Raw genomic sequence first — 15,334 nt, forward strand, 5'->3', positions numbered from 1 at the left:
TCACGAATTGAAGATGACGAATTCCGTAAAGGCCAGGTCCCCCGGAAAGGGCGGGTTCGGGCCCTTGTAATATTTCGGCCCGACCTCGGAGAAGTAGCGTCCGACAAGGCCCGGCACGGGCGCATTGGCGTCGACGATGGCGAACAGCCGGCCCCTGCGCAGCAGATGGCGACCGAGCGCGCCGGCGCATTGGCCGAGCGCCTCGGGGGACCGGCAATAGATGACCTGGCTACAGGGAACGAGGCCACGAAGGACGCGCCGGGACTTGAAGACGAACGGATAGGCTGTTCCGCCCAGAATGCAGATCAGTGCATCGCAGCCGAATTCCGCATGGTCCAGCAGGATGGCGCGCTCGCCCTCCGGCAGGAGATCGAGTTCCGGAATGCCCGGCCGCACCGCCACGACCCTTGCCGGCGCCTTTACCCGGCTCAGCACGGGCACGAAGGCCTGCTGCCCATTGGCGAAGCGCTGGAACCGCAGCCCTTCCGTCACCTTCAGCGTCACCGGCGCCGGGGTGATGCTGAGAAAGGTCACCTCGCGGCGGCGCAGCGCCGACATGACCAGTTTGCCGGCATAGGCGCGAAAATCCTCGTCGACCGTCCAGCTCGACAGATTGCAGCGGATGGCCTCGACGGCCGGGTGATGGAAATAAAGCGTGAGCATGACGCCGACGACCCGCCCTTCGCTGACCAGCGCATAGCCGTAGCGCGGAAACGCGTCGACGGCGGGCCGCCGGGCCATGCGGGCAAGCGCCTCCTCCCAATGCCGCCGCGGGCGTTCGGGAAAACCCCGGCCAAGGCAATCGATGACGCCAGGCCAGTCGCCCTCCTCGATCGGGCGGCAGACGAGACCTTCCGGCAGAGCACCCAGGACACCCATTTCGGCTCCAGTTCTAACTCTATGAGTGTGAATCAGTGATATACACTTAAAGATAGAGAGCATGGATTGGCAATCCACTTTCGCGATTGCCTGCCTGAAAGCGGGTCGGCGGGATGTCGGTTCAGGCAGCCGCCAGGGCGGCTATGACGGCTGCGGAATCGTAGGGCTTTTGCAGGAGGATGGCCGGGCGGTCGCCGGGAATGCTCGGCAGGCTGTTATGGCCGGTCGCGAAGACGACGCCGATGGCGGGGTTTTCTGCGCGGGCATGGATCGCCAGCTCTGTTCCGGACATGGCGGGCAGGCCGATATCCGTCAGCAGGATGTCGAAGGCCTGGGCCTTCAGCAGCGGCAGCGCCTCTTCCGCGGTCGTCGCCTCGACGATGTCGTGGCCAAGTTCCTGCAGCAGATCGGCGGCATTGAGCCGGATCAGGAAATCGTCCTCGACCAGCAGGATCTTCAGCGCTTTTCCTTTCGCCGCCCCTTCCCCCGATTGGCCTTCACCGGCCGGAACCTCGGCTTCCGCCTTGCTGCGGCCCGCCAGCGTGGCGCGAATTTTGCGCGCCAGCGCCTCCCGGCTGTAGGGTTTCGACAGGAGTTCGACGCCGGCATCGAGCCGGCCTTCGTGCACGATCGAATTCTCCGTATAGCCGGAGGTGAAGAGCACGGCGAGGTTGGGCAGCCGTTCGCGCGCCTTGCGGGCGAGATCGGGACTGCGCAAAGGCCCCGGCATGACGACATCGGTAAACAGCAGGTCGATCGACACGCCGCTTTCGATGACCGTCAGCGCGCTTGCGGCATCGCGCGCCTTCAGCACCGAATAACCGAGATCGCCGAGCATTTCGACGACGGTCGCGCGCACCTCGTCGTCATCCTCCGCGACGAGGATCGTTTCCGTGCCGCCGGTGACCGGGCCGTAGTCGATATCGGTAAGCCGGTCCTCCTCTTCCTTCGAGCGCGGCAGGTAGACGCGCACCGTCGTGCCCTCGCCCGGCTCGCTGTAGATTTTCACATGCCCGCCCGACTGTTTGACGAAACCATAGACCATGGAAAGCCCGAGCCCGCTGCCCTTGCCGACCGGCTTGGTGGAGAAGAACGGCTCGAAGGCGCGTTCCAGCACGTCCGCGGTCATGCCCTCGCCCGTATCGGTGACGGCGATGAGGACATACTGGCCGGTTCGGATATCCTGGTGTTTGCGGGCATAGGCGTCGTCGATATAGGCATTGCCCACCTCGACCGTCAGCTTGCCCACGCCGCCCATGGCGTCGCGCGCATTGATGGCGAGGTTGAGGACGGCGTTCTCGATCTGCGAGGGATCGACGAAGGTGTTCCACAGGCCGCTGGAGCGGATCGTCTCGATTTCGATCGCCTCGCCGATCGTGCGGCGCAGCAGGTCCTCCAGCGCCAAGATGAACCGGCCGATATTGATGACCTTCGGTTCCAGCGCCTGCCGGCGGCCGAAGGCGAGGAGCTGGTTGGCGAGCTTGGAGCCGCGGCCGACGCCGGCAATGGCGTTCGCAATGCGCTGCTCCGCCTTCGCATTGCCGGCAACGTCCTTGCTCAACAGTTGAAGATTGCCCGATATCACCTGCAAAAGATTGTTGAAATCGTGTGCGACACCGCCCGTCAACTGGCCGATCGCCTCCATCTTCTGGGCTTGTCGCAACTGTTCCGAGGCGTCCGCCAGCGCGCGGGCCTGCTCCCGTTCCGCCGTCACGTCGCGTCCGTAGGCAAAGGTCAGCCCTTCCTCCACGAAGATGCGCCAGGAGATCCAGCGCGCCGAGCCGTCGATATGGCGGAAGCGCACGTCGAGATCCGGCAGTCGGCGGTCGCCCGTCAGGAACATCGCCACATCGTCCGGCCAGACGAACGTGCCGATGCGCCGGCCGACGCTGTCGCGTGCCGGAAACCCGAGCACGGCCGACCAGGCCGGATTGACCGAACGGATCGTGCCGTCGTCGCCCGTCACCACGAGCAGGTCGCGCGCGTTGCGCCAGAGCCGGTTGACCTCGGCGGTGCGTTCGCTGACCTGGCGCTCCAGCGAGTTCGCCAGCTGTTCGAGCTTCTGCTCGGCGCGGCGCCGCTCGACCGCGACCCGGGTACGCGCAGCAACTTCGCGCACGAAATCCAGCTCGCTCGGCGACCATTCGCGCGCGTCTTCATGGTTCAGGTAGAGCAGCGCGACGAGGCCGGAGGCCTCGGTGATCGGCATGTTGATGAAGGCCCGCGCCTTGATCGCCTTCAGGGCGTCCGCCGTCGTCCTGGTGCGCGCATCCGTCTCCGCATCCGAAACGACGACGGTCTCGCCGCGCCGGAGATCTTCGATATAGCTGCCATAGTCGCGGAAGTTCAGCACGCCGGCGATCGTCTCGACGCCGGGGGCATTCCAGTCGCGCTCGATGGTGATCGTCTCGCCGACGAGGTCGATGGTGCCATAGCCGGCGCGGCTGACGGTGTGCAGCCTCCCCAGCGTCTCGGCCGCCACGAAGGCGATGTCGGCGGGCTCGGTCAATTCGCTGAACCGGTCGGCGAGTTCGATCAGAGCATTGCGCCGCATCTCTTGCGCGCGCAGCTCCGTGACGTCGACATTGACGCCGATCATGCCTAGAAATTCGCCGCCTGCGCCAAAACGCGGCTGGGCCTGCGTGTGCAGCAGCCGATAGCAGCCGAGCTTGCGGCGATAGCGCGCCTCCGTGGAGAACGGAACCTGGCGGCGCATGGCGTCGCCAACCGTTTCGGCGAGCGCCGGCATGTCGTCTGGATGGACCGTGTCGTTCCAGTCGAAGGTCGTGACATCTTCCTGCGCCACGCCCCAGAATTCGCGCTTCAGGGCGTTCAGGTAGAGACACCTGCCGTTTTCGTCGCCCATCCAGAGCATGACGGGCGCATTGTCCGCCGCGAGACGAAACCGCGCCTCGCTTTCCCGCAGCGCCTCTTCGGTCGCCCGTTGTTCGGTGACGTCGTGGCCCTGCACGAAGACGCCGGTCGCCCGGCCACCCTCGTCGAACACCGGCTGGTAGATGAAATCGAGGTAGCGCTCATCGGGCGCGCTGTCCTGCCGGCGGCGCAGCAGCACGCGAGCACCCGTGCCGACATAGGGGCGGCGGGTGGATATCACGCGATCGAGCAGGTCGACGAAGCCCTGCCCTACGACCTCCGGCAAGGCCTCCCGGATCGGCTTTCCAAGAATGTCGCGGTGGTCGACGAGCTGGAGATAGGCGTTGTTGGCGATCTCGAAGACGTGGTCCGGCCCGACGAGCGTCGCCACGAAGCCGGGCGCCTGCTCGAACATCTGGCGGAGCCGCTCACCCTCCGATTTCAGCCGCTCCTCGGCCTTCACCTTGGCGGTCGTCTCGACCACGATGGCGATGACGCCTGCCGGATGGCCGTCCTCGCCGAGCACCGGCGAATAGTCGAGGTTCATCCAGACCCGTTCCGGCTCGCCCCGATGCCGGTAGAGCGTCAGGTCCTGGTCCTTGTAGGCGAGCGTGCCGCCGGCAAGACCGACTTTCATGACATTATCGTTGAAGTCGGCGACCTCCGGCCAGCCCTCCCGCACCTTGCTGCCGAAGAGCGCCGGATGCCGCTCGCCGGCAAACACTGAATAGGCTTCGTTGTAGATCATGATGCCGTCTTCGCCCCACAGCAGCACCATGGGCACGGGCGAACGCAGCATGAGGCTGACCGTGGTCTTGAGGCTCTGCGGCCACCCGCTGATGGGACCGAGCGTCGTTGCGGACCAGTCGAAGGCGACGATCAGATCCGCGGCATTCCCGCCTCCGTTCAGGAACGGAGGCTGCCCATCATATTGCGACGCCATTCACACCCTCTTTCCAGACCACTCACCGAAAGCCGGCAATCTTCTTAGCGCAGCCTCCGCGCGAAAACCGCGATCGATGCCGTCGACGCCCGGGACCGCGATCAGACATAGGGCGCGGCGGCAGCACGTCAAATGTCGCGATGGGGTCGACGCACGCAATTTTCCGGCCCGCCCGGAACATCGCGTTGACAAGCCGGTTGTTGTCCGGTCCGGCACCCGCCGGAGCCCAATCAAGGAGAACATCGAAATGGCTGAGAAGACACTCAACGATCTGTTCTACGATACGCTGAAGGACATCTATTACGCCGAGCGGCAAATCGTGAAGGCGCTGCCGAAGATGGCCCGTGCCGCCCAGGCGCCGGCGCTGAAGGCCGCCTTCGAAAAACACAAGGAAGAAACCGAAGGCCATATCGAGCGCCTGCAGCAGGTGTTCGAGGCGATCGGCAAGCGTGCGCAGGGCAAGACCTGCGAGGCGATCCAGGGCATCCTTTCCGAGGGCGAGGAAATCATCGAGGACTTCAAGGGGACCACGGCGCTCGACGCCGGCCTGATTTCCTCTGCGCAGGCTGTCGAGCACTACGAAATCACCCGCTACAGCACGTTGAAAGCCTGGGCGGAACAGCTCGGCCATCGCGATGCGGCGAAGCTGCTGGATGCGACGCTGAAGGAAGAATCGAAGACTGACGCGACGCTGACCACGCTTGCCGAAAGCGCCGTCAACGCGGCCGCGCAGAAAAAGGTGGCATGACATGCCGATGGCCGGGCGCGTTCTGCGCCCGGCCAGCCAGCCTCATACAAGCTTGCTGGGTGATGCTTTCGGGGAGAGATTCCGGAGGCGCAAGGCATGGAGCAGGGTCGGTTCAGGATTGTCGGGGGAACGGATATGGGGCCGCCCGGCGCAAGAGTGCCGACGGCCGACGATGTGCTGCGGGAGGCGCGCCGCAGGCTTTCCACAAGTGACATAGACCCGCATCGCGTCCGCGCGCTTGCGACCGGGCGCGCTGTGCCGAATGCGGTGCGTTACCGCATGATGCAGATCGAGTTCGTTGCCGACACGCTTTGTGCCCTTCGGCCCATCCCAGCGGATTTCGCCGATGACCGATACTGGCCCGCTGGCTAACGCAGCCAGATAGCGAGGTCGGAGGGATTGCGGGCCTGCCGGCTCTTCATTCCGAGCTTTTCGAAAGCGAATTTCTGTGCCGCGACCTGCGCGGCTTCCTTGCTTGCATAGGTATCCGGCAGGACATAATCCTTGCCTTCGCACGACAGCAGTGCCCGGCAACTCAGAACGTCGAAATGCAGCTGGATGTTGGATTGTTCTTCCATCTTGCTCTCCCTTCTAGGCAAGGTCCAAACGGCGCCGGCGGGTGGAAGTTCCCGCGCGAAGCCGATTTGTGCGAAACCGTACCGATCATTCGATCTCCAGGTCGGCACAGAGCGGCAGGTGATCGGACGCGCGGCGTGCAAGCGGGCTGTCGTTGACGAAGGTTTTGAGGACCCTGATGCCCTCGCCGACGAAGATGTGGTCGATGCGCAGCAGCGGCAGGCGGGAGGGGAATGTCGCCCTGGGCTTGCCGCCTGATACGACCTGCGCATCCGTGAGACGCCGCGCCAGCATGCGATAGGATGCGGAGCGGGAGATCGCGTTGAGATCACCGACGAAAACGGTGCGTGCCTCCTTCGCCATCTCAGCGCCGAGCCAGCCCGGCCCCATCAAGGCCTCGGTCTGGCGCACGCGCTCGCCGCCCAGAAGGCCGAGATGCGTTACGAAAATCTGCAACGTCACCGCGTCTACCGGCACCTCGACCCAAAGCGCCCCCCGCGGCTCGCCGCGCGACGGCAGGCCTGCCGCCTTGACGAGACGGGTCGGAAGCGCCGTCAGCAGCGCATCGCCATACCGCTCCTCTTCGAGGTGAAGGGCCGGATGGAAGTGCGAGACCATGCGCAGGTGGTTGGCGATGGTCTGCGCCTGATCGATGCCGCCGCTGCGGGCGCGCGACACGTCGACCTCCTGCAACGCGACGATATCCGCCTCACACTCCGCAATAACCTCGGCGATGCGGCCGGGATCAAGCCTTTGGTCGGTGCCGAAGCAGCTATGTACATTGTAGGTCGCGATCCTGAGGCGCGTGCCCATGCCGTTCCTTTCGATATTTTCGCACCCCGGGAACACGAAAACCTCCGATTTCGTTCCGTTTCGACATATCCAGGAAAGATCGTCGAATGAAACGAGCCCATATCCTCCACGCGCTGGTCGCCTGCGCGGTCCTTGTCGCCGGCTGGCTGGTCTATCGAACCTTGAGCCAATATTCGTGGGCGGACATCTCCGGCTCGATCACCGAAATCCCGGCCATGAATTTCGCCCTCGCGCTCGCCTTTGCCGCATGCTCCTATCTCTGCCTGACGCTCTTCGATTTTCTCGCTCTGCGCTATGTCGAAAAGCCGCTCGCCTATCCGCGCGCGGCCCTTGCCTCCTTCACCAGCCTTGCCATCGGCCACAATGTCGGCATCGCCGCCCTCAGCAGCGGCGCGGTGCGCTATCGCTTCTATTCCCGCTGGGGCCTGACCGCCGAGGAGATCGCCAAGCTGATCGTCTTTTGCGGCGTCACGGTCGGCCTCGGGCTCATCACGCTGGCCGGCCTCTGCCTGATGCTGCTTCCGGGCACTGCCGGCAAGGTGGCGGGGCTCGGGACGGCGGCCTCCGTCGGGCTCGGTGCCGTCTGCCTGGTGCTTGGCGCTGCCTATCTGACGTTGGCTACCTTCGTGCGCGGGGAACTCAAGGTACGGAGCTGGCGCTTCGCCCTGCCGACGCCGCGTATCGCGGCCTTGCAGATCGGGGTGGGGACGCTCAATTTCGCCTTCGTCGCCGCCTCGCTGCACCAGCTCCTCGCGGGTGCCGCCGGCTATATGGAGACGACGGCTGCCTATGTGGTCGGCAATCTGACCGCGCTCGTCAGCCATGTGCCCGGCGGGCTCGGCGTGCTGGAGGCGACGATCGGCTTCCTTCTCGGAGGCTCCGCCTCGATCGGTGCGCTGATCGCCTTCCGTGTCGTCTACTTCTTCATCCCGCTGCCGCTCGGGCTCGTTTCGTTGCTGGCAAGCGAAGCCTTGCTCGGACCGAACGGGGATTCCGGCCTGCGCAACAGCCCGAGTTGACGGCGGACGGACTCCACCAGTGTGGAGAGCGGCCACCAGGGCGCCACCGGATCGACCAAACCGGTGCCGAAAACCAGCTCGGTAGCGCCCTCGCCCTTTGCGGCATCGAAGGGCCGCAGGCCGCGTGCGCGGGTGTTGAAAGAGTCTATGGTCGTGACGAGTGAGCCTTCCGCCTGCACCGCAGCCCCGAAGGCCGCCGGGTCCGCGTCGAGATGCTCCGCCAGCAGCCGGTCCCGGAGTTCCCGGATGCTGCGGCGCTCTGCCTCGGTGCGCGCTTCCATCGCGATGTCCAGTTCGGTATCCAGCCCTTCGCTGCGCTGGTTCAGGTTGGACGAACCGATGCGCAGAAAAATGTCGTCGACCAGCACGGCTTTCGAGTGGATGATGACTTCCTGCTCCGTGCCATCGGGCCTCGGCACGACGGGATAGAAGGCCCGCATGCGGCCGAACTTGTCGCATTGGTGGAGCCGCCGGACAAGACGATCACGGTTCGCGCCGAGCACCATGCGCTCGATCATGCCATGCGAACTCAAGGTGGAGATCACGACCACCTCCGGCCCATCGGGATCGGCGAGCTTCTCGCACAGCACGTCGCAGACCTTCTTCGAGGCGAAATACTGGCTCTCGATGTAGATGTGCCGGCGCGCCGCCGAAAGGGCCGCGAGCGTGAGGTCCATCGCCTCCGTGCAGCAGGCCCGGCCGCGCAGCGCCGGTTCCGTGCGGGCAAGGGCGACGGTGCTGTTCGTCATGTCGGCGACGACGCCGTCGAGGCACACGGAAGCGCCCGTCTCGCAGGCGGGCACCGCCTCGTCCGTCGCAAACAGCCAACGGCTCCGTGCAACGTCGCCGGCCAGCCGCGCGGCCTCGCCTTCGAGCGCCACCTGCATGTCGTGCACCGGCTCGTAGCGCTCGCCCGACGGCAGCGTGCGGCGCGGATCGTCGACGCGGTGTTCGCTCGTATCCCAGCGTTTCGCCGTGAGATCAATGCCGCCGACGAAGGCCACGCGGTCGTCCACCACCACGATCTTCTGGTGGTGCGATCCGCGCAGCGGATGCCGGTTGTCGAAGGCGAGCACGATGCGCGGATGCGAGGACCACCGCCGCTTTCGGAACATTTTCAGCGATTTCCCCGAATAGATCGGCCCCATCGACCAGACGAGCACCCGGATTGTGAGCGCCGGCCGCGTTTCGGCGAGGTTCAGCAGGAAGGCGCCAAGGGTCGGCGATTGCGGGTCGTCGGGCCGAACCCGGATGTCGGGATTGAAGTCCCAGCCGACGATCCACACCTCTCGCTGTGCCTGTTCCAGCACGCTCTCCAGCGCCCGGAAATAAGCCTCGCCGTCGATCAGAACGCTCAGCCGGTCGGCGGTCGCCGTGCGCCAGACGTTGCATCCGGGCCGGATGATGGCGGAAGGCGCGTCTGCGGTCGGGACGCACGACGGAAACTCTTCAATTCGCACGATCTGCTGCCTTGTCTTGGAGACGCATTCATTCTGCGCGGAAATTCGTGGAAACGACTTTGGTTCCCGATGCCGGCAAATGCCGGAACAAATCACGCCTGCCGGCATTGCTTCCGTTTTGAAACGGGAGTGCGGCAGCGTGGCGCCAAGAGCGAACTGGAAGGGTTTCTTGAAGGTGGCGGAGTTGGTCTGTCCGGTCGCCCTCTATACGGCAGCCTCGACGAACGAGCGCATTTCATTTCACATGCTGAACCGCACGACCGGACACCGCCTCCGGCGCGAATTCGTCGATAGCGAGACCGGCAAGCCCGTGGAGCGCGACGACCAGGTCAAGGGCTACGAGACCGGCAAGGACGACTATATCGTGCTCGACCCGGAGGAAGTCGCCGCCGCGGTGCCGGAGAGCGACAAGACGATGGATATCGGGGCCTTCATCGCCTGCGACGAGATCGACGACCTGTTTTTCGACAAGCCCTATTACCTCGCGCCGGCCGATCGGCATGGCGAGGAGGTTTTCACCCTGATCCGCGAGGGCATGAAGAGCCGGAAGGTGGCGGCTTTGGCCGAGACCGTGCTGTTCCGCCGGGTGCGCACCGTGCTGATCCGCCCGCACGGCGACGGCCTCATCGCGACCACGCTCAACTATAACTACGAAGTCCGCTCTGCCGAGGAGACGTTTTCCGAGATCCCCGACATCAAGCTCAAGGGCGAGATGCTGGAACTGGCCGAGCATATCATCAAGACGAAGAGCGGCCGCTTCGATCCGAAGACGTTCGACGACCGTTACGACGCGGCGCTGGCCGAGGTGGTGAAGGCGAAGATCGAGGGCCGCAAGATCAAACCGCAGAAGCCGAAGGCCGAAGGCAAGGTCATCGACCTGATGGAAGCGCTGCGCCAGAGCGCCGGCCGGGATAGCAAGACGGCGAAGCCCGGCACGAAGAAAGGCACGAAGAAAACCGCATCGACGCGCAAGCCGGCCGCCGGCCGGCGAAAGGCGGGCTGAACATGGCGACGCTCGATCTCTACCGGCAGAAACGGGATTTCAAGACGACCGCCGAGCCGAAGGGCCGCAAGGGACGAAAGAGCGGCAACAGCTTCGTCATTCAGAAACACGACGCGACCCGCCTGCACTATGATTTCCGCCTCGAAATGGACGGCGTGCTGAAAAGCTGGGCGGTGACGCGCGGCCCGAGCCTGGTGCCGAGCGAAAAGCGCCTCGCCGTGCATGTCGAGGACCATCCGCTGGCCTATGGCGACTTCGAGGGCACGATCCCAAAGGGCGAATATGGTGGCGGCACGGTGATCGTCTGGGACCGCGGCACCTGGTTGCCGCTTGGCGATGCAAAGAAAGCCTATGCCAAGGGGCATCTGGAATTCGAGCTCGACGGCGAGAAGCTGCATGGCCGCTGGCATCTCGTGCGCATGCACGGCAGGCCGGGCGAAAAGCGCGAGAACTGGCTGCTGATCAAGGGCGACGACGAATTCGCCATGCCGGAGGGCGAGGACGGCCTTCTCGACGAGCGGCCGGAATCGGTGAAGACCGGGCGGGAAATTGCGGACGTTGCCGGCGAGGCGCCGGGCTGGTCGTCGAAGACGGGGCGAATCCGGAAATCCGCGAAACCGAAGGTGGCTAAGGAGACGAAAGCAAAACCGACAGTAAAGGCGACTCCGGTGCCCGACCCCTCCGACCTCAAGGGCGCCCGCAAGGCAAAACTGCCGGATTTCCTGCCTCCGACGCTGGCGACGCTCGCCGCCGCGCCGCCCGCCGGCGAACGATGGCTGCACGAGATCAAGTTCGACGGCTACCGGCTTCAGGCCCGCATCGAGGCCGGTCGCGTGAAGCTTCTCACCCGCAGCGGTCTCGACTGGACGAAGAAGTTCGGCAAGGCCGTGCCGGAGGCGCTGCGCGACCTGCCGATGGGCACGGCGATCATCGACGGGGAACTCGTCGTCGAAACCGCCGCCGGCGCCTCCGATTTCTCCGCCTTGCAGGCCGATCTCAGCGAAGGGCGCGACGACCGCTTCGTCTTCTATGTCTTCGACCTTCTCTATCTCGACGGCTACGACCTGACGCGCCTGCCGCTGGAGGAGCGCAAATCCCTGCTAGCAACGCTCGTGCCCGGAACGGAAGGGACGCTGCGCCAAAGCGGTCATTTCGACGAAAACGGCGCGCTCGTGCTCAGCCATGCCTGCCGGCTGAGCCTCGAAGGCGTCGTCTCGAAACTGCGCGACGCGCCCTACCGCGGCGGGCGCAGCAAGAGCTGGATCAAGTCGAAATGTTCGGCGCGCCAGGAGTTCGTGGTGGGCGGTTTCGTACCGTCCTCCGTGTCGCGCCAGGCGATCGGCTCCCTTGTGCTCGGCGTCTACAATAACGGCAAGCTCGAACCGGTCGGCCGGGTGGGCACCGGTTTCAGCGCCTCGGTCGCCGCCGATCTCTTCAAGCGATTGAACCGCCTGCGGACGGACGAAAGCCCGTTCGGCCGTCCGCTCACGGCGGACGAAGCGCGGCAGGCGCGCTATGTGCGGCCGGAACTGGTAGCGGAGGTGGAATTTCGCGCCTGGACGGCCGACGGGCATCTGCGGCATGCTTCCTTTCGCGGTTTGAGGGAAGACAAACTCGCAACGGAGGTCGTCGCCGAAGTGCCCAGATCGAAAACCCCCCCGAACGCCGAAAAGCCGCCGCGCCGCACCGTGCGCCTCACTCATCCGGACCGGGTCTACTGGCCCGCCGAAGGCGTCACCAAGGAGGGCCTTGCGGACTATTACACCGAGGTCTGGCGCTATATCGCCCCGCATATCGTCGGCCGGCCGCTCGCGCTGTTGCGCGCGCCGAGCGGCATCGACGGCCAGACCTTCTTCCAGAAACACGCCTGGAAGGGCATCAATGCCAATATCGTCGAGGTGCAGGACCCGGCAGAGAAGGACGACGAGCCCTATGTCGCGATCAACGATCTCGACGGGCTGCTGGGTCTCGTGCAGTCGGCGACGCTGGAAATCCATCCCTGGGGCTCGACGCTCGCCGATTGGGAGCGGCCGGACCGCATCATCATGGACCTCGATCCCGGCGAAGGTGTCGACTGGCCCGCCATCATCAAGGCGGCCGAGGAGACCCGCAAGCGGCTGGAAGCGGCAGGGCTCAACGCCTTCGTCAAGACCTCCGGCGGCAAGGGCCTGCACGTCGTCGCGCCGCTGAAACCCTCCGCGCAATGGCCGGCGGTCAAGGCCTTCTGCAAGGGCATCGCCGACGCCATGGCGAAGGACAGCCCGGAAAACTATGTCTCGACCATCACCAAGTCGAAGCGCGGCGGCAAGATCCTCATCGACTACCTGCGCAACCAGCGCGGCATGACGGCGGTCGCGCCCTATTCCACCCGTGCCCGTCCGGGTGCTGCGGTCTCGATGCCGCTTGCCTGGAAAGAGCTCAGCCCGGATATCGGCCCCGCTTACTTCACCGTCGAAAACACCCCGACGCGGCTTCAGGCGCTCGATGCCGATCCCTGGGCGGAATTCAAGGCGGCGGCGGAGCCGTTGAAGGCGGCAAAAAGCAAAGCCAAGGGCTGAGGGCTATTTGCCCTTGCCCTCAGCCTTGATGCTCTTGCGCAGCGCGTCCATGATGTTGATGACATTGCCGGATGTCGGCGGTGGCGATTTCGTCTTGGCCGGGCGCTTGCGGCCCTTCTTCTTCGCGGCGATGATGTCGAGAAGGCGGTCCTGCACCGGGTCGTCGGCCATCTTCGGATCCCAGGGCTTCGTGCGCTCCTTGATGAGCGTCTTGACCAGTGTCAGGGCCTTCGCTTCCGGTTTTCCGGCCTTCAATCCGGCGAAATAGTCCTTCTCCTCGCGCACCTCGTCGCCGTAGCGCAGCGTCCACAGCACGATGCCCTTGCCGCGCGGCTCCAGCATCACCGCGCGCTCGCGGCGATAGAGCACCAGCCGGGAAATGCCGACCGTGCCGGTCGCCGCCATCGCCTCGCGGATCACCGAAAACGCCTCTTCGCCGACCGTGTCGTTCGGCACGAGAAAATGCGGCGCGTCGTACCAGATCCATTCGATCGTCTCACGTGGCACGAAGCTGTCGATGTCGATCGTGCGCGTGCTTTCGAGCGCCACCGCCTCGATCTCCTCGTCCTCCAGCACGACATAGTCGTCTTCGCCGCGCGGATAGCCCTTCACCTCGTCGTCCTCGCCGACCGCCTTGCCGGTAACACCATCGACATAGCGGCTGACGACGGGATTGCCGGTTTTGCCGTTCAGGGTGCGGAAACGGACCTTGTCCTCCTCGGAAATTGCGGGCGTCATCGCCACCGGGCAGGTGACGAGCGAGAGCTTGAGATAACCCTTCCAGAACGAGCGCGGCGCCATCAGCTCTTCCTCTCGATCGGCAGGTGTTTGGAGAGCGCGAACCGTTCGGCGAACGCGATGTCCTCCTGCGTGACGATGGGGATCGGATCGGACAGGATCGCCATCAGCGTCTCGCGCGAGATGGAATCTTCCTCCAGCACCTCCAGCAGGGCGCCGCGGGTTTCGCGCTCGGCGCGCAGAAGTGCCGCCAGCGCCAGGATCAGTCGGTCCTTGTTGTCCATGGCGAAAATCTCCGTTCGACCCCCTAATGCGGGTATCGCGCCGTCGGTTCCCGGAACATCGGCCGCGCGGGATAGTTCGACTGTCGAAAGACCAACACCCCGGGAGGATGGAGGAGACCGAGCATGGCCAGGAAGAAGAAAAAATGGTCGCAGGACGTCACCGAGAACAGCGACGCGCTGGATCTCGACAAGGGCGTCTTCAAGGAGCGTAGCGCCAGGAAGATCGCAGCCTCCCTGAAGCAGTCGGCCGAGGAAAGCGACAGGCGAAAATCGAACCCCTTCCGCTCTGCCATGTCCATGCTCACATTCTATATCAACAGGGCCGGAAGCCAGCTGTCCAAGAGCCGCCGCGGTACGCTGGAAAAGGCCAAGGACGAATTGCGCAAGGATTTCGGCAAGGCGCCGAAACAGGGCAAATGAGGTCGAGATGACAAATCCGGAAGTGCTGTTCTTCCCGGCGAGCGAGTGGGTGCCCAACCACCCTTTCCTGCCGGTCCTCGTCTATCGCCAGGTTTTTGAACGGACGGAAAAGGATCGAGCGCATGGCTTCGAAAGCCGGTTTTTCGATGCCGGCTGGCAGGGCCTCTGGCGCAACGGCGTCTTTTCCTACCAGCACTACCATGTCGGGGCGCATGAGGTTCTCGGCATCGCCGAGGGCAAGGCGGAACTCCTGATCGGCGGGCCGGAGGGTGCCACCCTGGAAGTGCGCGCGGGCGATTGCCTGGTGCTTCCCGCAGGCACCGGCCATATGCGGATTTCCGCCAGCGAGGATTTCCTCGTGGTCGGCGGCTATCCGCCGGGCCAGCACGCCGATATCGAGACGGCGGCTGCAACGCCGGGAGAATTGAAGATCATCGCCAACTTGCCCGTGCCCCACAGCGATCCGTTCCACGGTGCCGGCGGCCCGCTCGTCGCGCTCTGGAAAGAGGCATCCGGCAACCCGGACTAACGAAGATCGATGAGGGCGATGCCGAGATCGGCGCGGTGCTTGCGCCTGAGATCGGCCGGCGTTTCCCGGAGCACGACTTCCAGCGTCGGCCGCACGTAGCCCTCGAGGAAATGGCCGCCCTTCGTGCTGCCGTCGGAAAGGCCGAGCACGACATGGAGATGCGGGCTCGCCTTGCCCTCGTCGTCGATCGCGATATCGCCGAGCATGCTCAGCACTTCCGACTGCATCTCGACGGGGATCTTCTCGTAGCTCTTCGTCTCGAAATCGAAGAAGGCGATCATCGCCGAACGAAAAGCGCCGATCGCAGTGATCGAGGCCGCCGTCACGCCCTCTCTTTCGGCGAAGTCGACGATGCAGCGAAAGGCCTCGTCCCCCTCGTCGAGAACGAGAATGAAGGTGCGTTCGCCCGCGTCGCTGGCCAGAAGTTTGTGTTTCATCTCGGTCTCCCTTTGCCGAAGAGGGAAAGGCGCGAAGGCCGCTTCGGTTCCCG

The 15,334-nt window shown here is 64.7% G+C and carries 14 protein-coding genes and 1 pseudogene; 6 read left to right on the forward strand and 9 right to left on the reverse strand.

Features of this window, described 5'->3' with window-relative positions; all coding sequences use genetic code 11:
• The 3 genes and pseudogenes from VGN93_RS08520 to VGN93_RS08530 all read right to left on the reverse strand — a co-directional run.
• A complete protein-coding gene (locus VGN93_RS08520; RefSeq protein ID WP_327507119.1) occupies nucleotides 1–879 on the reverse strand; it encodes a hypothetical protein in 879 nt (292 codons plus the stop codon).
• Nucleotides 880–1,000: 121 nt separating this feature from the next.
• Nucleotides 1,001–2,998, reverse strand: a complete 1,998-nt coding sequence (locus tag VGN93_RS08525; RefSeq protein ID WP_414714067.1) for a response regulator — start codon at nucleotides 2,996–2,998, stop codon at nucleotides 1,001–1,003.
• Nucleotides 2,978–4,696, reverse strand: a pseudogene (locus VGN93_RS08530) (PAS domain S-box protein); the annotation flags it as partial. The pseudogene VGN93_RS08530 and the gene VGN93_RS08525, both read right to left, overlap by 21 nt.
• Nucleotides 4,697–4,943: 247 nt before the next feature.
• On the opposite strand from VGN93_RS08530, the gene VGN93_RS08535 reads away from it, so the two are divergent.
• Nucleotides 4,944–5,444, forward strand: a complete 501-nt coding sequence (locus VGN93_RS08535; protein ID WP_327507120.1) for a ferritin-like domain-containing protein — start codon at nucleotides 4,944–4,946, stop codon at nucleotides 5,442–5,444.
• Nucleotides 5,445–5,812: 368 nt separating this feature from the next.
• Here VGN93_RS08535 and VGN93_RS08540 read toward each other — a convergent pair whose 3' ends face one another.
• Together VGN93_RS08540 and VGN93_RS08545 are read right to left on the reverse strand one after the other, a co-directional pair.
• Nucleotides 5,813–6,022: a hypothetical protein gene (locus tag VGN93_RS08540; protein ID WP_327507121.1), complete on the reverse strand. Its 210-nt coding sequence runs from the start codon at nucleotides 6,020–6,022 to the stop codon at nucleotides 5,813–5,815.
• 85 nt (nucleotides 6,023–6,107) lie between these two features.
• A complete protein-coding gene (locus tag VGN93_RS08545) occupies nucleotides 6,108–6,833 on the reverse strand; it encodes an endonuclease/exonuclease/phosphatase family protein (protein WP_327507122.1) in 726 nt (241 codons plus the stop codon).
• 86 nt (nucleotides 6,834–6,919) lie between these two features.
• On the opposite strand from VGN93_RS08545, the gene VGN93_RS08550 reads away from it, so the two are divergent.
• Complete coding sequence (locus VGN93_RS08550; protein WP_327507123.1) at nucleotides 6,920–7,852, forward strand: UPF0104 family protein; 933 nt, start codon at nucleotides 6,920–6,922, stop codon at nucleotides 7,850–7,852.
• Here the strand turns inward: VGN93_RS08550 and VGN93_RS08555 are convergent.
• Nucleotides 7,750–9,312, reverse strand: a complete 1,563-nt coding sequence (locus VGN93_RS08555; RefSeq protein WP_327507124.1) for a phospholipase D-like domain-containing protein — start codon at nucleotides 9,310–9,312, stop codon at nucleotides 7,750–7,752. The two genes, VGN93_RS08550 and VGN93_RS08555, sit on opposite strands and share 103 nt — an antisense overlap.
• A gap of 139 nt (nucleotides 9,313–9,451) precedes the next feature.
• Here VGN93_RS08555 and VGN93_RS08560 point away from each other — a divergent pair, with 139 nt between their 5' ends.
• Both VGN93_RS08560 and ligD read left to right on the forward strand, forming a co-directional pair.
• Nucleotides 9,452–10,315 carry a Ku protein gene (locus VGN93_RS08560; RefSeq protein WP_327507125.1) on the forward strand — a complete coding sequence of 288 codons (864 nt, stop codon included), beginning with the start codon at nucleotides 9,452–9,454 and terminating at the stop codon, nucleotides 10,313–10,315.
• A 2-nt stretch (nucleotides 10,316–10,317) separates the two neighbouring features.
• Entirely contained in the window at nucleotides 10,318–12,873 is a 2,556-nt protein-coding gene (gene ligD, locus VGN93_RS08565) for a DNA ligase D (RefSeq protein ID WP_327507126.1), read from the forward strand.
• Nucleotides 12,874–12,876: 3 nt separating this feature from the next.
• On the opposite strand, the gene VGN93_RS08570 is transcribed toward ligD, so the two are convergent.
• Both VGN93_RS08570 and VGN93_RS08575 read right to left on the reverse strand, forming a co-directional pair.
• Nucleotides 12,877–13,674, reverse strand: coding sequence for a Ku protein (locus VGN93_RS08570; RefSeq protein WP_327507127.1), 798 nt, complete (start codon nucleotides 13,672–13,674; stop codon nucleotides 12,877–12,879).
• Nucleotides 13,674–13,895: a hypothetical protein gene (locus VGN93_RS08575; protein ID WP_256116824.1), complete on the reverse strand. Its 222-nt coding sequence runs from the start codon at nucleotides 13,893–13,895 to the stop codon at nucleotides 13,674–13,676. The genes VGN93_RS08570 and VGN93_RS08575 overlap by 1 nt, the downstream gene beginning before the upstream one ends.
• A gap of 123 nt (nucleotides 13,896–14,018) precedes the next feature.
• Here VGN93_RS08575 and VGN93_RS08580 point away from each other — a divergent pair, with 123 nt between their 5' ends.
• Both VGN93_RS08580 and VGN93_RS08585 read left to right on the forward strand, forming a co-directional pair.
• Entirely contained in the window at nucleotides 14,019–14,315 is a 297-nt protein-coding gene (locus VGN93_RS08580) for a DUF3175 domain-containing protein (RefSeq protein ID WP_319313788.1), read from the forward strand.
• 7 nt (nucleotides 14,316–14,322) lie between these two features.
• A complete protein-coding gene (locus tag VGN93_RS08585; protein WP_327507128.1) occupies nucleotides 14,323–14,844 on the forward strand; it encodes a cupin domain-containing protein in 522 nt (173 codons plus the stop codon).
• Here the strand turns inward: VGN93_RS08585 and VGN93_RS08590 are convergent.
• Entirely contained in the window at nucleotides 14,841–15,281 is a 441-nt protein-coding gene (locus VGN93_RS08590; protein ID WP_327507129.1) for a PPC domain-containing DNA-binding protein, read from the reverse strand. The genes VGN93_RS08585 and VGN93_RS08590 overlap by 4 nt on opposite strands.
• Nucleotides 15,282–15,334 lie beyond the last annotated feature (53 nt).

This window comes from Shinella sp. (genome assembly GCF_035998705.1).
Lineage (GTDB): Bacteria > Pseudomonadota > Alphaproteobacteria > Rhizobiales > Rhizobiaceae > Shinella.